11 protein-coding genes are annotated in these 13,035 nt (G+C 72.2%); 4 read left to right on the top strand and 7 right to left on the bottom strand.

The annotated features are described in order from the left end of the window. Positions 1 to 31: 31 nt before the first annotated feature. Positions 32 to 1,378: an FAD-binding oxidoreductase gene (locus AB0I71_RS00180; RefSeq protein ID WP_357581044.1), complete on the bottom strand. Its 1,347-nt coding sequence runs from the start codon at positions 1,376 to 1,378 to the stop codon at positions 32 to 34. A gap of 82 nt (positions 1,379 to 1,460) precedes the next feature. Between AB0I71_RS00180 and AB0I71_RS00175 the strand changes: the two genes are divergently transcribed. Further along, positions 1,461 to 3,557: a S9 family peptidase gene (locus AB0I71_RS00175; RefSeq protein WP_357581043.1), complete on the top strand. Its 2,097-nt coding sequence runs from the start codon at positions 1,461 to 1,463 to the stop codon at positions 3,555 to 3,557. Positions 3,558 to 3,577: 20 nt separating this feature from the next. Here AB0I71_RS00175 and AB0I71_RS00170 read toward each other — a convergent pair whose 3' ends face one another. Continuing rightward, positions 3,578 to 4,258, bottom strand: coding sequence for a DUF998 domain-containing protein (locus tag AB0I71_RS00170; protein ID WP_357581042.1), 681 nt, complete (start codon positions 4,256 to 4,258; stop codon positions 3,578 to 3,580). 133 nt (positions 4,259 to 4,391) lie between these two features. Between AB0I71_RS00170 and AB0I71_RS00165 the strand changes: the two genes are divergently transcribed. Together AB0I71_RS00165 and AB0I71_RS00160 are read left to right on the top strand one after the other, a co-directional pair. Next, positions 4,392 to 5,681, top strand: a complete 1,290-nt coding sequence (locus tag AB0I71_RS00165; RefSeq protein ID WP_357581041.1) for a sensor histidine kinase — start codon at positions 4,392 to 4,394, stop codon at positions 5,679 to 5,681. Beyond that, positions 5,669 to 6,349 (top strand): response regulator transcription factor, encoded by a 681-nt coding sequence (locus tag AB0I71_RS00160; protein ID WP_357581040.1) that lies wholly within the window; start codon positions 5,669 to 5,671, stop codon positions 6,347 to 6,349. The genes AB0I71_RS00165 and AB0I71_RS00160 overlap by 13 nt, the downstream gene beginning before the upstream one ends. A 210-nt stretch (positions 6,350 to 6,559) precedes the next feature. Here AB0I71_RS00160 and AB0I71_RS00155 read toward each other — a convergent pair whose 3' ends face one another. The 5 genes from AB0I71_RS00155 to AB0I71_RS00135 all read right to left on the bottom strand — a co-directional run bounded on the left by AB0I71_RS00155 (position 6,560) and on the right by AB0I71_RS00135 (position 12,169). Then, positions 6,560 to 8,674, bottom strand: coding sequence for a hypothetical protein (locus tag AB0I71_RS00155; RefSeq protein WP_357581039.1), 2,115 nt, complete (start codon positions 8,672 to 8,674; stop codon positions 6,560 to 6,562). A 109-nt stretch (positions 8,675 to 8,783) separates the two neighbouring features. Next, positions 8,784 to 10,307 carry an FtsX-like permease family protein gene (locus tag AB0I71_RS00150; RefSeq protein WP_357581038.1) on the bottom strand — a complete coding sequence of 508 codons (1,524 nt, stop codon included), beginning with the start codon at positions 10,305 to 10,307 and terminating at the stop codon, positions 8,784 to 8,786. After that, entirely contained in the window at positions 10,304 to 11,005 is a 702-nt protein-coding gene (locus AB0I71_RS00145) for an ABC transporter ATP-binding protein (RefSeq protein ID WP_357581037.1), read from the bottom strand. The genes AB0I71_RS00150 and AB0I71_RS00145 overlap by 4 nt, the downstream gene beginning before the upstream one ends. Beyond that, positions 11,002 to 11,538 (bottom strand): PadR family transcriptional regulator, encoded by a 537-nt coding sequence (locus AB0I71_RS00140; RefSeq protein WP_357581036.1) that lies wholly within the window; start codon positions 11,536 to 11,538, stop codon positions 11,002 to 11,004. The genes AB0I71_RS00145 and AB0I71_RS00140 overlap by 4 nt, the downstream gene beginning before the upstream one ends. Positions 11,539 to 11,596: 58 nt before the next feature. Next, on the bottom strand, positions 11,597 to 12,169 hold the full coding sequence (locus AB0I71_RS00135; RefSeq protein WP_357581035.1) for a TIGR03086 family metal-binding protein: 573 nt from the start codon (positions 12,167 to 12,169) through the stop codon (positions 11,597 to 11,599). Between the two features lie 31 nt (positions 12,170 to 12,200). Between AB0I71_RS00135 and AB0I71_RS00130 the strand changes: the two genes are divergently transcribed. Further along, positions 12,201 to 13,010 carry an AraC family transcriptional regulator gene (locus tag AB0I71_RS00130; RefSeq protein ID WP_357581034.1) on the top strand — a complete coding sequence of 270 codons (810 nt, stop codon included), beginning with the start codon at positions 12,201 to 12,203 and terminating at the stop codon, positions 13,008 to 13,010. Positions 13,011 to 13,035 lie beyond the last annotated feature (25 nt).

The following is a 13,035-nucleotide window of genomic DNA, read 5'->3' as shown; positions in this document are numbered from 1 at the left end:
CCCGCGCGGGGCTGGGGGTGGTCGGGGCGGGTCAGAGGCCGCCGGGGAGGCGGCCGGGGGCCAGGCGGTGGGCCGGGTCGAGGTGCTGCTTGACGGCGCGTAGCTGGGCGAGGTCGGCCCGCTCGCCCCAGAGGTCGACTGTGCGTCGGACGGCCGGCGGGGCGGCGAGCACCACGCACCGGCCCCGTCGGGCGAGAAGCACGCCACGCACCGCGGCCAGGATCGACGCGACCCGACCCGGTGACATCGTGCCGGGCAGGGCGGCGTGCACCACCCCGAGCCCGGCCGAGCCGCGAACCGGCACCGGCCCGCCGGCCGCGTCGCGCAGGGCGTAGACGGCGGCGTGCAGGTCGGTTATCGGCACCTCCAGTCGCAGTGCCGTGTCGCCGGGGGCGAAGGGGTAGCTGCGCCACCACGGCGGTGCCGTCCGCGCGACCGTCGAGCCGGAGCCGAAGATGGCGACCAGCCGGTCGGTGCGCTCTGCCACCTCGGCGGGACCGCCTTCCAGCAGCACCACGAGCGAACCGGTACCCGTCGGACCGGTGGACGCGCGCCCGGTCATCGACGGGTGGAGCGCCATCGACTCGGCGCGACGGTCCCGCCGTGGCCGGCAGCCGGTGCCGACCGGCAGGTCGATCTCGATCGCGGCCGGGTCGAGCCGGGCGGCGAGCACCGCCCCGATCAGATCGTGCACCTCCAGCGGGGTCCACACCGGTCGGGTCACCCACACCCGAGCGGCTGGCACCGTCTGCACCCGCAGCGTTGCGCTGACCAGCACGCCCAGCGCCCCCTCCGAGCCGCACAGCAGACGCGCTTCGGCCAGCCCGGCCGCCCCGCCGGCCACCTCGGCCAACTCACCGTCGGCGGCCAGGTAGCGCAGGCCGATGAGCTGGTCACAGGCAGTGCCGTGGCGGTGTCGCAGCGGGCCGGCCTCATCCGCCGCCAGCACCCCACCGAGGGTGGCACCCGGCGAGGGGGCGTCCAACGCGAGCCGCTGGCCGGTGCGCTCCAGGGTGGCCTGTACCGCGCGCAGCGGCGTGCCGGCGCCGATCTCGGCCGTGCCCCGGTCCGGCGGCTGGTGGCCGATGCCGGCCAGTCTCCCCGTGTCGAGCATGATGTCGACCCGTTCTGGTGGCGCACCCCAGTCGATCTTGGTGCCGGCCCCACGGGGCACCACGGTCAGGTCGTGCCCGGCGGCCAGCCGCAACACCTGCGCGGCGGCGTGCGGGCCGCCCGGCACCGCCACCCAGCGGGCCGTGCTCCCGGCCACCTCGTCGGCGGGGCCGGCGAGGCGGGCGAAGCGCGGGCCGCAGATCTCGGTCAGCCGGCGGGTGATGTCGCGGACACCGGACGCACCGGTGGAACGGGGTGGCACCATGCCGGCGATCGTACATGTGTTCGAACGATCGGGTGCACAATTGCGCCGCACCACAGGCCGCTACGGCCGGTAACGTGGCGCCGTGACCACCGAGACCCCCGTTCCCGCGGCCAGGCGGGTGCCGACCGAACGCGTCCACCACGGCGACACTTTCGTCGACGAGTACGCCTGGCTCGCCACCAAGGACGATCCCGAAACGATCAACTATCTGAACGCCGAGAACGCCTGGACCGAGGCCCGGACGGCACACCTGTCCGGGCTGCGAACACAGTTGTTCGAGGAGATCCGGCGACGTACCCAGGAGACCGATCTGTCCGTGCCGACCCGCAAGGGTGCGCACTGGTACTACACCCGCACGGTCGAGGGCCAGCAGTACGGCGTGCACTGCCGCCGGGCGGTCCGCCCCGACGAGACCACCCCGCCGATCAGCGCGGACGGTGCCCCGCTGGACGGCGAGCAGGTGCTGCTCGACGGCAACCAGTTGGCCGAGGGGCACGACTTCTTCGCCCTGGGCGCCTTCGACATCAGCCCCGACGGGCGCTACCTGGCCTACTCCACCGACTTCTCCGGCGACGAGCGGTTCACCCTGCGGGTCAAGGACCTCAGCACCGGTGAGCTGCTGCCCGACGAGATTCCCGGCACGTTCTACGGCACCGCGTGGTCCGCCGACGCCTCGGTGCTGTTCTACGTCACAGTCGACGAGGCGTGGCGGCCCCACCGGGTCTGGCGACACGTGATCGGCACCGCCGCCGCCGAGGACGTGATCGTGCACGCCGAGGACGACGAGCGGTTCTGGGTAGGGGTCGAGCTGACCCGCTCGGAGCGGTTCATCCTCATCGACATCGCCAGCAAGCTCACCAGCGAGGTACGGGTGATCCCGGCCGGCAACCCGACGGGCGAGCCCGCGGTGATCGCGCCCCGCCGGCAGGGTGTCGAGTACTCGGTGGAGCACCACGGTCACCGGTTCCTGATCCTGCACAACGACGGTGCCGAGGACTTCGCCCTGGCGTACACCTCTGCCGACGCCCCGGGCGACTGGGTGCCGCTGATCGAGCACGCCCCGGGCACCCGACTGGAGTCGGTCGACGCCTTCGCCGACCACCTGGTCGTCACGGTACGCAGCAACGGCCTCACCGGGCTGCGGGTGCTGCCGGTCGGCGGCGGCGACGCCCACGACATCGAGTTCCCGGAGCCGCTGCACACAGTGGGTCTGGACGCCAACCCCGAGTACCGCACCGGGCGGCTGCGGCTGCGCTACACCTCGCTCGTCACGCCCGATTCGGTGTACGACTACGACCTGGTCACCCGCGAGATGACGCTGCTGCGTCAGCGGCCGGTGCTGCCCGGGCCCGACGGTCAGGTGTACCGGCCGGAAGACTACGAGCAGCAGCGCGACTGGGCACTTGCCGACGACGGGACCAAGGTGCCGATCTCGCTGGTCTACCGGCGTGGCACCCCCCGGGACGGTTCGGCGCCCTGCGTCATCTACGGCTACGGCTCGTACGAGGCGAGCATGGACCCGTGGTTCTCGGTCGGCCGACTGTCCCTGCTGGACCGTGGGGTGATCTTCGCGGTGGCGCACATCCGGGGCGGCGGCGAGCTGGGTCGCCGTTGGTACGACCACGGCAAGATGCTCGCCAAGAAGAACACCTTCACCGACTTCGTGGCCTGCGCCCGGCACCTGGCCAAGGCGGGCTGGACGGCGCCGGACCGGCTGGTCGCCCGGGGCGGCTCGGCCGGTGGGCTGCTGATGGGCGCGGTGGCCAACCTGGCGCCGGACGCCTTCGCCGGGATCGTCGCGCAGGTGCCGTTCGTGGACGCGCTCAACACGATCCTGGACCCGTCGTTGCCGCTCACCGTCACCGAATGGGAGGAGTGGGGCAACCCGCTGGCCGACCCCGAGGTGTACGCGTACATGAAGTCGTACACCCCGTACGAGAACGTCGCCGCCCTGGACTACCCGGCGATCCTGGCGATGACCAGCCTCAACGACACGCGGGTGCTCTACCACGAGCCGGCGAAGTGGATCGCACGGCTGCGGGCGGTCGCGCCGCAGGGCGAGTATCTGCTCAAGACCGAGATGGAGGCGGGTCACGGCGGACCGAGCGGGCGCTACGACGCCTGGCGAGAGGAGGCGTTCATAAACGCCTGGACCCTGGACCGCCTCGGCCGCGCCTGACCGTCCACCGGCCTGGTGTCTCAGTGACGCGACTGCGTCGCCGGGACATCAGGCCGGGCCGCCCGCTCCGCCTCGGGACGAGGACCGAGCCCGCTCCCGATAACGACCGTCCAGAGCAGAAACGGCAGCACCGCCACCCGCTCCATCCCGCCGACGCCGAGGCCGAGATCCACCTGCCCGAGGAAGAGCAGCGTTCCGGCGGCCCCGGTCAGGCCGAGCAGAAGATTGATCCGACGGGCCGGACCGAGCACCGAGGACCGCTGTGGCAGCGCCGCGAGCAGCAGCGCCCCGTTGCCCGCACCGAACACCAGCAACGCGGCCAGGAAGTGCCGATTCTCGTCGACGTCCGCCGGGTAGACGCCGGCCAACACGTATCCGCCGGCACCTGCCAGCGCCGCGAGCTGCACGGCCCGTACGGCCGCACCACGGCCGAGCATCGACCAACTGAGCAGCAGACCGGCGATGATGAGGAACCCTGTCGCGATCATCGTGCCGTTCATCAGCGGATGCCACGGCGAGCAGACCGGACGTGGTCGGCTGCTGTCCCAGACGCCACAGGCGACGTTCCCGAGGTCACTGATGTTGTGGGTACGCCAGTCGTACGGCGGATGCCGCCATCCCCGGCCGGTCACCGCGATCCCGGCGGCGAACAGCGGCGCGGCGAGCAGCAGGGCGTAGGGACCCAGACGGTGAACAGGCATGCGTCCAGTTCAGTCGATGCCGTGGTGCGGGCGCACTACCGCTGCGGCGAGGACCGGGGTAGTGCTGGCCATACCCGGGAAAGGGTGTCCAGCGGGCTGGGGGCGACCTGGTCGGATCACTAGCGTCGGCGGTATGACATCAGCCGCACCGACCCATCTCGCCCAGGCCCTGCGGCAGCCCCGTTACTCGCTTACCGGTTGGCCGTGGCGTGCCCTGGCGTACCTGTTCACAAGCGTGCCGCTGGCCGGGGTGCTCTCGCTCGGGCTGCTCGTCCTGCTGGCACCCCTTGTCGCCGCCACGAACGCGGCACGGCAGGGCCGGCCCGTGCCGCTGGCGCTCACCGTCTTCCTGACCGTCGGCGCACTGACAATTGTGGCGCTGGCACCGCTGCTCAGCGCGCCGGTGGCGGCGTTCGAACGCTACCGGCTCGGTCTGGTCGACAATCGGCACCTACCCACGGCGCCCTGGCGCGGACTCGCCGCCCGCTACACCACCGGCGCAGCCTGGCGGGAGGCCGCCTACCTGTTCGTCCTCGGCGGCCTGGTCCCTGCCGTGTACTGGCTTTTCACAATAGTGGTGCTGCTGGACGCCGTACTGATCGCCAGCCCTTTCCTGGTCGCCAACGGCGACCAGGTGGTCCTGCTCTGGGCCACCCCGGACACGACCGTCGAGACGATCCCGCACGCGATCGTCGGGGTGCTGCTCGTGCCGGTCCTCTGGTACGCGGCCGGAGTGCTCGCCACGGCTCAGGCCACCGTGGCGCGGTGGCTGCTGCGGGGCGCCCACGACGGCCTCGCGCTGCGCGAGGTGACCCGGTCACGCGCCCGGTTGGTCGACGCCTACGAGGCGGAACGGCGGCGCATCGAACGTGACCTGCACGACGGCGCGCATCCCCGGCTGACCAGCCTCAGCCTTCAGCTCGGCCTGGCCCGGCTGGACGTGCCGGAGGACTCGCCGGCCGCCCGGCCGCTCGCCGTGGCACACGAGCAGGCGAAGGGACTGATGGTGCTGCTCCGGCAGATCGTCCAGGGCATCCGGCCGCAGAGCCTCACCGACCTGGGGCTGGCCGGTGCGGTCCGGGAACTCGCCGACGAGGCGACCATCCCCGTCGAGGTGCACGCCGACCTGCGGCGGGCGGTGCCCGAGACGGTCGAGACGACTGCGTACTTCGTGGTGTCGGAGGCGCTCGGCAACGTGGCCCGGCACGCCGGGGCGACTCGCGCCGAGGTCCGGCTCATCGACACCGGCACCGAGCTGGTCGTCGAGATCAGCGACGACGGCCGGGGCGGCGCGGACCCGGCGCGGGGCAGCGGGTTGACCGGGCTCGCCGACCGGGTGGCCGCCGCCGAGGGCCGGCTGCTGCTGGCCAGCCCGCCCGGCGGCCCCACTGTCGTCCGGGTGGAGCTACCGTGCAAGGCGTGACCCGGGTCGTGCTCGCGGAGGACGAGGTGCTGCTGCGGGAAGGACTGGTGGCCCTGCTCGCCCGCTTCGGCTTCGACGTGCTCGACGCCGTCGGCACCGCCCCCGCACTTGTGGACGCCGTCCGCGCGCACCGGCCGGACCTGGTGGTGACCGACATCCGGATGCCGCCCCGGCAGCGGGACGACGGGCTACGCGCGGCGGTGGAGCTGCGCGCCGAGCAGCCCGGTCTGGCCGTGGTGGTGCTGAGCCAGCACGTGCAGCCCGAGTACGCCTCCGCGCTGCTCGCCAGCGCCGACGGCCGTCGGGTCGGCTACCTGCTCAAGGACCGGGTCGCCGAGGTCACCGAGTTCGTCGACAACCTGCGTACCGTCGTCGGCGGCGGCACGGTGGTCGATCCCGACGTGGTCCGCCGGCTGCTGCACCGCCCCCGCGACCCGCTCGCCGCCCTCTCCGCCCGCGAGCGGGAGGTGCTCGTACTTGTCGCCGAGGGGCGGTCGAACGCGGCGATCGCCGGCCGCCTGCACGTCACGGAGGCGGCGGTCGGCAAGCACATCGGCAACATCCTGGCCAAGCTCGGCCTGCCACCGGACGACGGCACCAACCGCCGGGTGCTGGCGACGCTCACCTACCTACGGGCCGACGCCACCTGGTCCGCCAAGCCTGTCTGAGGAGGCTCGCCCGTGGCGAACCGAGTCGCTCAGCTGGCGCGCAGCTCCTCCACCGCCGTGTTGGACCGAAGGAAGAGCACCCCCAGCCCGACCACGACAAGCACCGCGACGATCGCGCCGGCACCCTGCAACGCCAGCTGCCCAATTGGTACGCCGAGCGTCCGACCGCCCCGGCCGAGGTTGCCGCTGAGCAGTCGACCGATGGCGTGCTCAGCGGCGTACGGTGACCGACGCGCTTGTGGACTTGCCGTCCGCGTACCCTGCCTTGCGGGCGATCACGGTGACGGTGAGCTTCTTGTTGCGCATCGAGGACGTCAGCTTCAGCGTCTTGCCCGTCTTACCCTTGATCACCTTTCCGTTCAGCCGCCACTCGTACCGGTAGGAGTCCGCCTTCGGCGACCAGGTGCCGACGGAGGCGGTCACCGTCCGGCCGACTTTGGCCGTACCGGTGACCTTGGGCTTCTTCGTCGCCTTGGGTGCCACGCCCTTGGCGATCGCGACTGTGGACTTCGAGGTGGCCGTGCCGTTCGGGTGACCGGCCCGGACTGCCGTCACGGTGACCGTGAGCTTCTTGCCGAGCAGGGAGGCGGGGATGGTGAGCGACGCACCGGTGGCACCCTTGATCGCGGTGCCGTTCGCCGCCCACTGGTACCGGTACGACGTCGGGCTGGGCGTCCAGGTCCCGGTACCGGCCTTCACGACGCGGCCGACGGCGACCGTCCCGGTGATCGCCGGCAGCGTCGTGGCCTTCGGCGGGGGCGGAGCGACGATCTGCAGCGTGACGGGCATCGTCACCGAGTACCCGAGCTCGTCGTGCGGGGTCAGCGTCACCGTCGCCGGGCCGGTGGCCGCACCGGCCAGGTCGACGAAGGCCAGCATCCGTACGCGATCCCCGGTCACCTGGTGGACCTGCGCCCGCACCGGCTTCCCACCGGCCGGCGTGACCTCGACGACGTCGTCCTTGTGCAGGTCGAAGCCCGTCAGCTCCAGCATGTGCACCTTGCCGGTGGCCACCGAGGGCGGACTCACGTCACTGAGGGAGACCGGGCGATGCGCGATCCGGAACCGGTGTTCGGTGACCGACGAGGTGCTGCCCGTCGCCGTCGTACTCCAGGCGAGCAGCTCGTACTCGCCGACCCCGGGTGGCGTCCAGGAGAGGGTGGCCGTTCCGTCCGGGCCGGCCGGGAGGGTGGTCACCGGACCTTCGTTGATCCGGTAACGGAACGCGGTCGTACCGGGCATCCCGGCGGTGAAGGTGAAGGAGCCCGGCCACACCCGGCCGACGCCGTCCGCCGGGAACGCGGTCGAGGTGACCGGGGGGCGGTTGGAGACCGACCAGAGGATGGTGGCGGTACTCGTCTGCACACCGGCGGCGTTCCGGGCGTAGACAGTGATGTAGTGGGAGCCCTTGACGGTGGGCAGGAGCTCGAAGGTGGCGCTGCCGTCGGCCCCGGGCGTCAGGGTCTGACGGCTCGCCGCGTCGGAGTTGACCGTGACCACGTACTCGACCGGGTTCGCCATTCGGGTACGAGCGGTGAAGGTGGTTGGTTCCACCCAGCCCACGCCGGGGGTCCGCGAGACGGTCGGTGCCGCACCGTCGACGATGTACCCGAGGTAGCGGGACACGGAGACCGTCCCGTCGGCGCTCACACTCTGGACCAGCAAGGATCTGATCTCGTGGTGGGTGACCGTCCAGGTGAGATCTGCGGTCCCGTCCGGGCGCGCGGCCACGCTACCCGTGCCGCGCGTCTGCCCCCACACGTCGCGCATCTGGTACGTGTAGGACACGACATCCGGTGCCCCCGGCCGCAGACGTACCGTGCGCGACTCCCCGACCACCAACTCCGTCCCGTCCTCGCCCGGATCGACGAGCCGTGGGCCATTGTCCACATCGAACGCGTACGCCATCTCCGTCAGTTGTGCACCGTCGGCGGTCACGTCCCGGACGTACAGCGTCTGCCGTCCCGCACGGTCCGGGGTGATCGACGCACTTCCCTGGCGCGCGGCGACTGGGACGGTGCCGGATGGGCCGTCCTCGCCGAGCCGCCAGGCGAACCCCACCGTGTCGGTGCGCCACGAGAGGAACGTGAACCTGCCTGCCACCCCGACGGTGTAGTCGAGGTTGGGTGAGTTGGGGTACGCCGGATACGCGGACGAACTCACTGCCGGGGGTCGTTCGCTCTGCTCGGACTGCAGCGTGGTGCCGGCCGCGAAGGCCGGTGCGGCCACCGGTACGGCGGTCCCGGTGGCGCTGAGTGCGGTCACGGCCAGCAGCGCCACGATCCGTCGGAGTGGGCGCGAGCGGGTAAGCATTCTGTCCCCCATGTACCGACCGGGTGATCATCACCGGTGGGGAAGCGAGAATGACAGATGTCATCCGGGCAGCGCAAGGCGGGATGCCACAGGCTGACCGAAAGGCGGACCGTCACACGTCTCAGGTGGTGCGCAGTTCCTCCAGCGCCGTGTTGGCCCGCAGGAACAGCACCCCCAGCCCCACCGTGACCAGCACCGCGAGCAGCGCGCCCCCACCGACCAACGCAAGCTGCTCCAGGGGTACGTCCGGCGTGCGGATCACGCGCTCGATCACCGCGAACTCGACGTGCTGGGTGCGGGTCGCCGGGTCCTGGCACAGTTCGACGCTGGCCCGGCACACCTCCTGGGTGTAGCCGCCGCTGGTCACGTCACCGGTGAACACCCGCCCGATCGAGTACCCGACGCCGACCGCGAGCAGCACGGCGGGCACCACCGGCGCCAGCACCTGGATGAGGATCGACGTGCCGACGGTGGCCCGGGGCACCCCGGTGGCCACCAGCGCGGCGTACGCCCGACGGCGGGAGACGATCCCCTCCACCAGCGTGACCAGCAGGCCCGCCGTGGCGATGGCGACCGCCACGAGGACCGCCAGGTCGATCAGGTCCATCGTGTTCAGATAGAAAGATCGGCCGTCGCCCACGAAGCCGCCGAATCCGGCCGCCTGGTTCTCCTCCTGTTCGATCCGCTGCCCGAGCTGGAAGTAGGCGCGGAACGCCGCCGCACCGCCACCGATGAGCACGCTGGCGAGCAGCGCCGCGAAGGTGCGACTGCTGCTCCACGGATCGCCGGTCAACCGGCGGGCGGCCAGCAGCGTCGCCGGTCCCCGGGCGAACCGGTGCAGCAGCCACCCGGCGGCGTACGACAGCCATCCGGTCCCGAGCACCACGCCCATCACGGCGGCGAAGAGGCCCAGGGTGAACAGGATCGCGATCCAGTCCGTACCGACGCCTTCGAGGGCCTGCCGCAGCGGCTCGGCCAACGCGGCCGCCAGCACACCGATCCCGATGAGCAGCGCCGGCCAGGGCCGAGGTGATCGGGTCCGACCGGCCCGCCGGAACACGCCCAACGGTGTGGTGGCGACCCGGCGCAGCAGTAGCGCCGTGCTCGCCGCGGCGAGCACCGGCAGCCCCAGCGTCACCGCCGCCATCGCCGGCACCGTGGGCAGGACGTCGGTGGGCAGGGCGAGCTGACCGTTGGCGTCCGGGCGGTGCAGCAGCTCCCGCCCGCCGAGGTACACCGCCAGTCCGACCAGGGTCCCGACCAGCGCGGCGAGGCCGGTCTCCAGCATCGCGACCCGGGTGACCTGGCCGGGGGTCGCACCGGCCAGGCGCAGGGCGGCCAAACGGCGGTCCCGTCCCGGGGCACCGAGGCGGGCACTCTGCCCGGCCAGGGCCAGCACGGGTACGGCCAGCAGCACCAGCGCGAACGCCGTGCCCCCACGCAGCCCCGGCTCGCGCAGCAGCGCGTTCGTGTACTGCTCGGACTGCGCCCACTCGTCACCGGGGGGCTTCTCGATGGCCAGCACCGTCATCGCCGCCAGCCCGGCGAGGGTGGCCAGCAGGGCGCTCAGCGCGGTCAACGCCACCCGGGCGGCGTCGGTGCGGTTGCCGGCGAGGGCCAGCCTGGTCAGGGTCGCGCCGCTCACCGGGAGCCGCCGGCGAGCGGCGCGTCGAGGCCCAGGCCGGTGTGGTCGATCACGCCGTCGCGCAGGACGACCTCACGATCGGCGTACGCGGCGATCCGTGGCTCGTGGGTGACCAGGACGACGCTCGTGTGCTGCTCCCGGGCCAGCCGGACCAGTTGGGTGAGCACCTGCTCCCCGGTGAGGGTGTCCAGCGCACCGGTCGGCTCGTCGGCGAAGAGCACCCGAGGCTCGGTGACGAGTGCCCGGGCGGTCGCACAGCGTTGCTGCTGACCGCCGGACATCTCGCCGGGGCGCACGTCGGCGCACTCCGCCACACCCAGCCGTTCCAGCCAGGTGAGCGCCGCCGTCCGCGCCGCTCGCCGCCCCGTGCCGGCGAGCAACAGCGGAAGGGCGACGTTCTCCGCCGCGGTCAGCTCGGCGACGAGCTGACCGAACTGGAACAACACCCCGAATTCGGTACGCCGCAGGCGCGATCGGGCCGCCTCGGACCAGGTGTCCAGCCGGTGCCCACGCCAGCTCACCTCGCCGGCGTCCGGCCGCAGGATGCCGGCGAGACAGTGCAGCAGGGTGGACTTGCCGCAGCCGCTCGGCCCGGTCACCGCGACGATCTCCCCCGGGCCGATGTCGAGGGTGATGCCACGCAGTGCCGGTGTCGGTCCGTACGACTTCACCAGACCGCGAGCCTGAAGTTGCGTCACGAGTGCACCTCCCGGTGCCAGTCGGCGACCCGGTCCAAGGTGGTGTGCAACCACCGCAGGTCGGCATCGAGATGGGCGATGGCGTAGTCGGCCGCCACGATGTCGTCGACGGTGGCCGACGGGGCCGTCTTCAACGCGGTCAGCTCACGCAGCCGCTCGGTGTGCGCGCGGCGCTGCGCGACAAGGTACGCGCGCGCCCGGTCCACGTCGGCGACCAGCAGCGCCACCACGACCTTCGCGAACAGCGGACTGCTCACGTACGGCATCGGTGGCTCGATGCTGCTCAACCACTGGTCCAGCGTGGCCCGCCCCTGCTCGGTGAGCGTGTACGTCGTCCGATCCGGGCCGGCGAGGCGTTCCGGCCCGGTCGATGCCACCAACCCGTCCCGCAGCAGCCGGCCAAGCGTGGCGTAGACCTGCCCGAACGCCAGCGGGCGGGCCTGCGGCAGTCGCGTGTCGTGGGCCCGCTTCAACTCGTACCCGTGCATGGTGCCGGTGGCGAGCAGCCCCAGCAGCAGGTGCGGTGTGGACACCAGGCCACTATTCACTCAGTGAATAGTGGCCGTCAAGCTCGCGCCGGTGTTTCGCCGTTCAGCCGACCGGCGACCAGGCCGGGTCGCGGCCGGTCATGCCGAGCAGCCGGGGCAGCTCCGGCAGGGTGCCGTCGACCGGTACCGCCTCGGCGAACACACCCATCTGCCGGGCGGTCGGCGCGAGTTGACCGGCCAGTTCGTGCAGCGCGGGCAGCGTCTCGGGTGCCGGCTCGTACGCCTGACCGGTGGCGACCGCGAGATCCCAGCCGTGCACTGTCAGGTCGAGCAGCGCCATCGCACCCACCATCGGCTGCGGCATCCCCATTCCCGGCGAGACGCCCTGCTCGCTGGCCGGGTCCGACCACGCCTCGACCAGCCGGCGGGTCTCGGCGTCGAACCGGTCCCGCCAGCCGTCGGTGAGGTGGTCAGGCTTGTCGGCCCAGGTCACCGGCGAGCGCCCGGCGAGGGCCTGGAAATTGACCACCACCCCGTACAGGTGGTTGAGCAGATCACGGACGCGATAGTCCCGGCAGGGGGTGGACAGGTCGAGCTGGTCATCGGTGATCTGCCGGACGACCGCCACGGTTCGCGGCGCCGCAGCCGCCAGCAGGTCGCTAGTCTGTGTGGCCATAGGGCCAGCGTATGAGGGTGGTCTTGAAGAAATGCGACAGCCGCGCGGAGACAGCCGGGGCATCCTCGACCCGGCCCGGTTGGCGCGGCAGGTGCGGTTCCGACGGCACCTGCCCACACTTGCGCTGCACCGGTGGGTGGAGCACTACTGGCTGATCGACTGGGACCTCGGCGAACCGTTCGAGCAGCGGATCGTCCCGCATCCGGCGGTCAACCTGGTGTTCCAACGCGACGGTAACGGCCCGGAGCGCGCGGAGCTGGCCGGCGTCGGCCAGGAACTTTTCTCGATCACCCTGACCGGTTCCGGTCGGGTCAGCGGGGTGCAGTTCCGGCCCGGCGGGTTCCATCCGTTCTGGCGGCGGCCGGTCGCCGAGCTGACCGGCCGGAGGCGTCCGATCGCCGACCTGGCGGACGTCGGCGGCCCGCCGGGTCACGCGGTCTGCGCCGGCACGGACGCCGAACGCTGCCAGGCGCTGGACGCGCTGCTGGGCGGCTGGGCACCTCGACCGGATCCGGTGAACGACGAGGTGATGAGCCTGGTCGAGACGATCCGGACCGACCGGAACGTCCGCCGGGTCGACGAGTTCGCCCGCGAGCACGGCGTCTCCGTCCGCCGATTGCAGCGGCTGTTCCTCACCCACGTCGGGGTCGGTCCCAAGTGGGTGATCCGGCGCTACCGGCTGCACGAGGCGATCGAGCGGGCGGCGGGCGGGCCTCCGGACTGGGCCGGGCTCGCCGCCGAACTCGGGTACAGCGATCAGGCCCACCTGGTACGCGACTTCACCGCGGCGACCGGTGTCTCCCCCACGGCGTACGCCCAGACCGGCCGACGCTGGGCTTGAGGCTCGCCCGAGCGGGCCACGGCCC

The sequence above is a fragment of the Micromonospora sp. NPDC049891 genome, assembly GCF_040660295.1.
In the GTDB taxonomy this organism is placed as follows: Bacteria; Actinomycetota; Actinomycetes; order Mycobacteriales; family Micromonosporaceae; genus Micromonospora.
The sequence above is the reverse complement of the archived record's forward strand: the minus strand, read 5'-3'. Positions and strand labels throughout refer to the sequence as shown.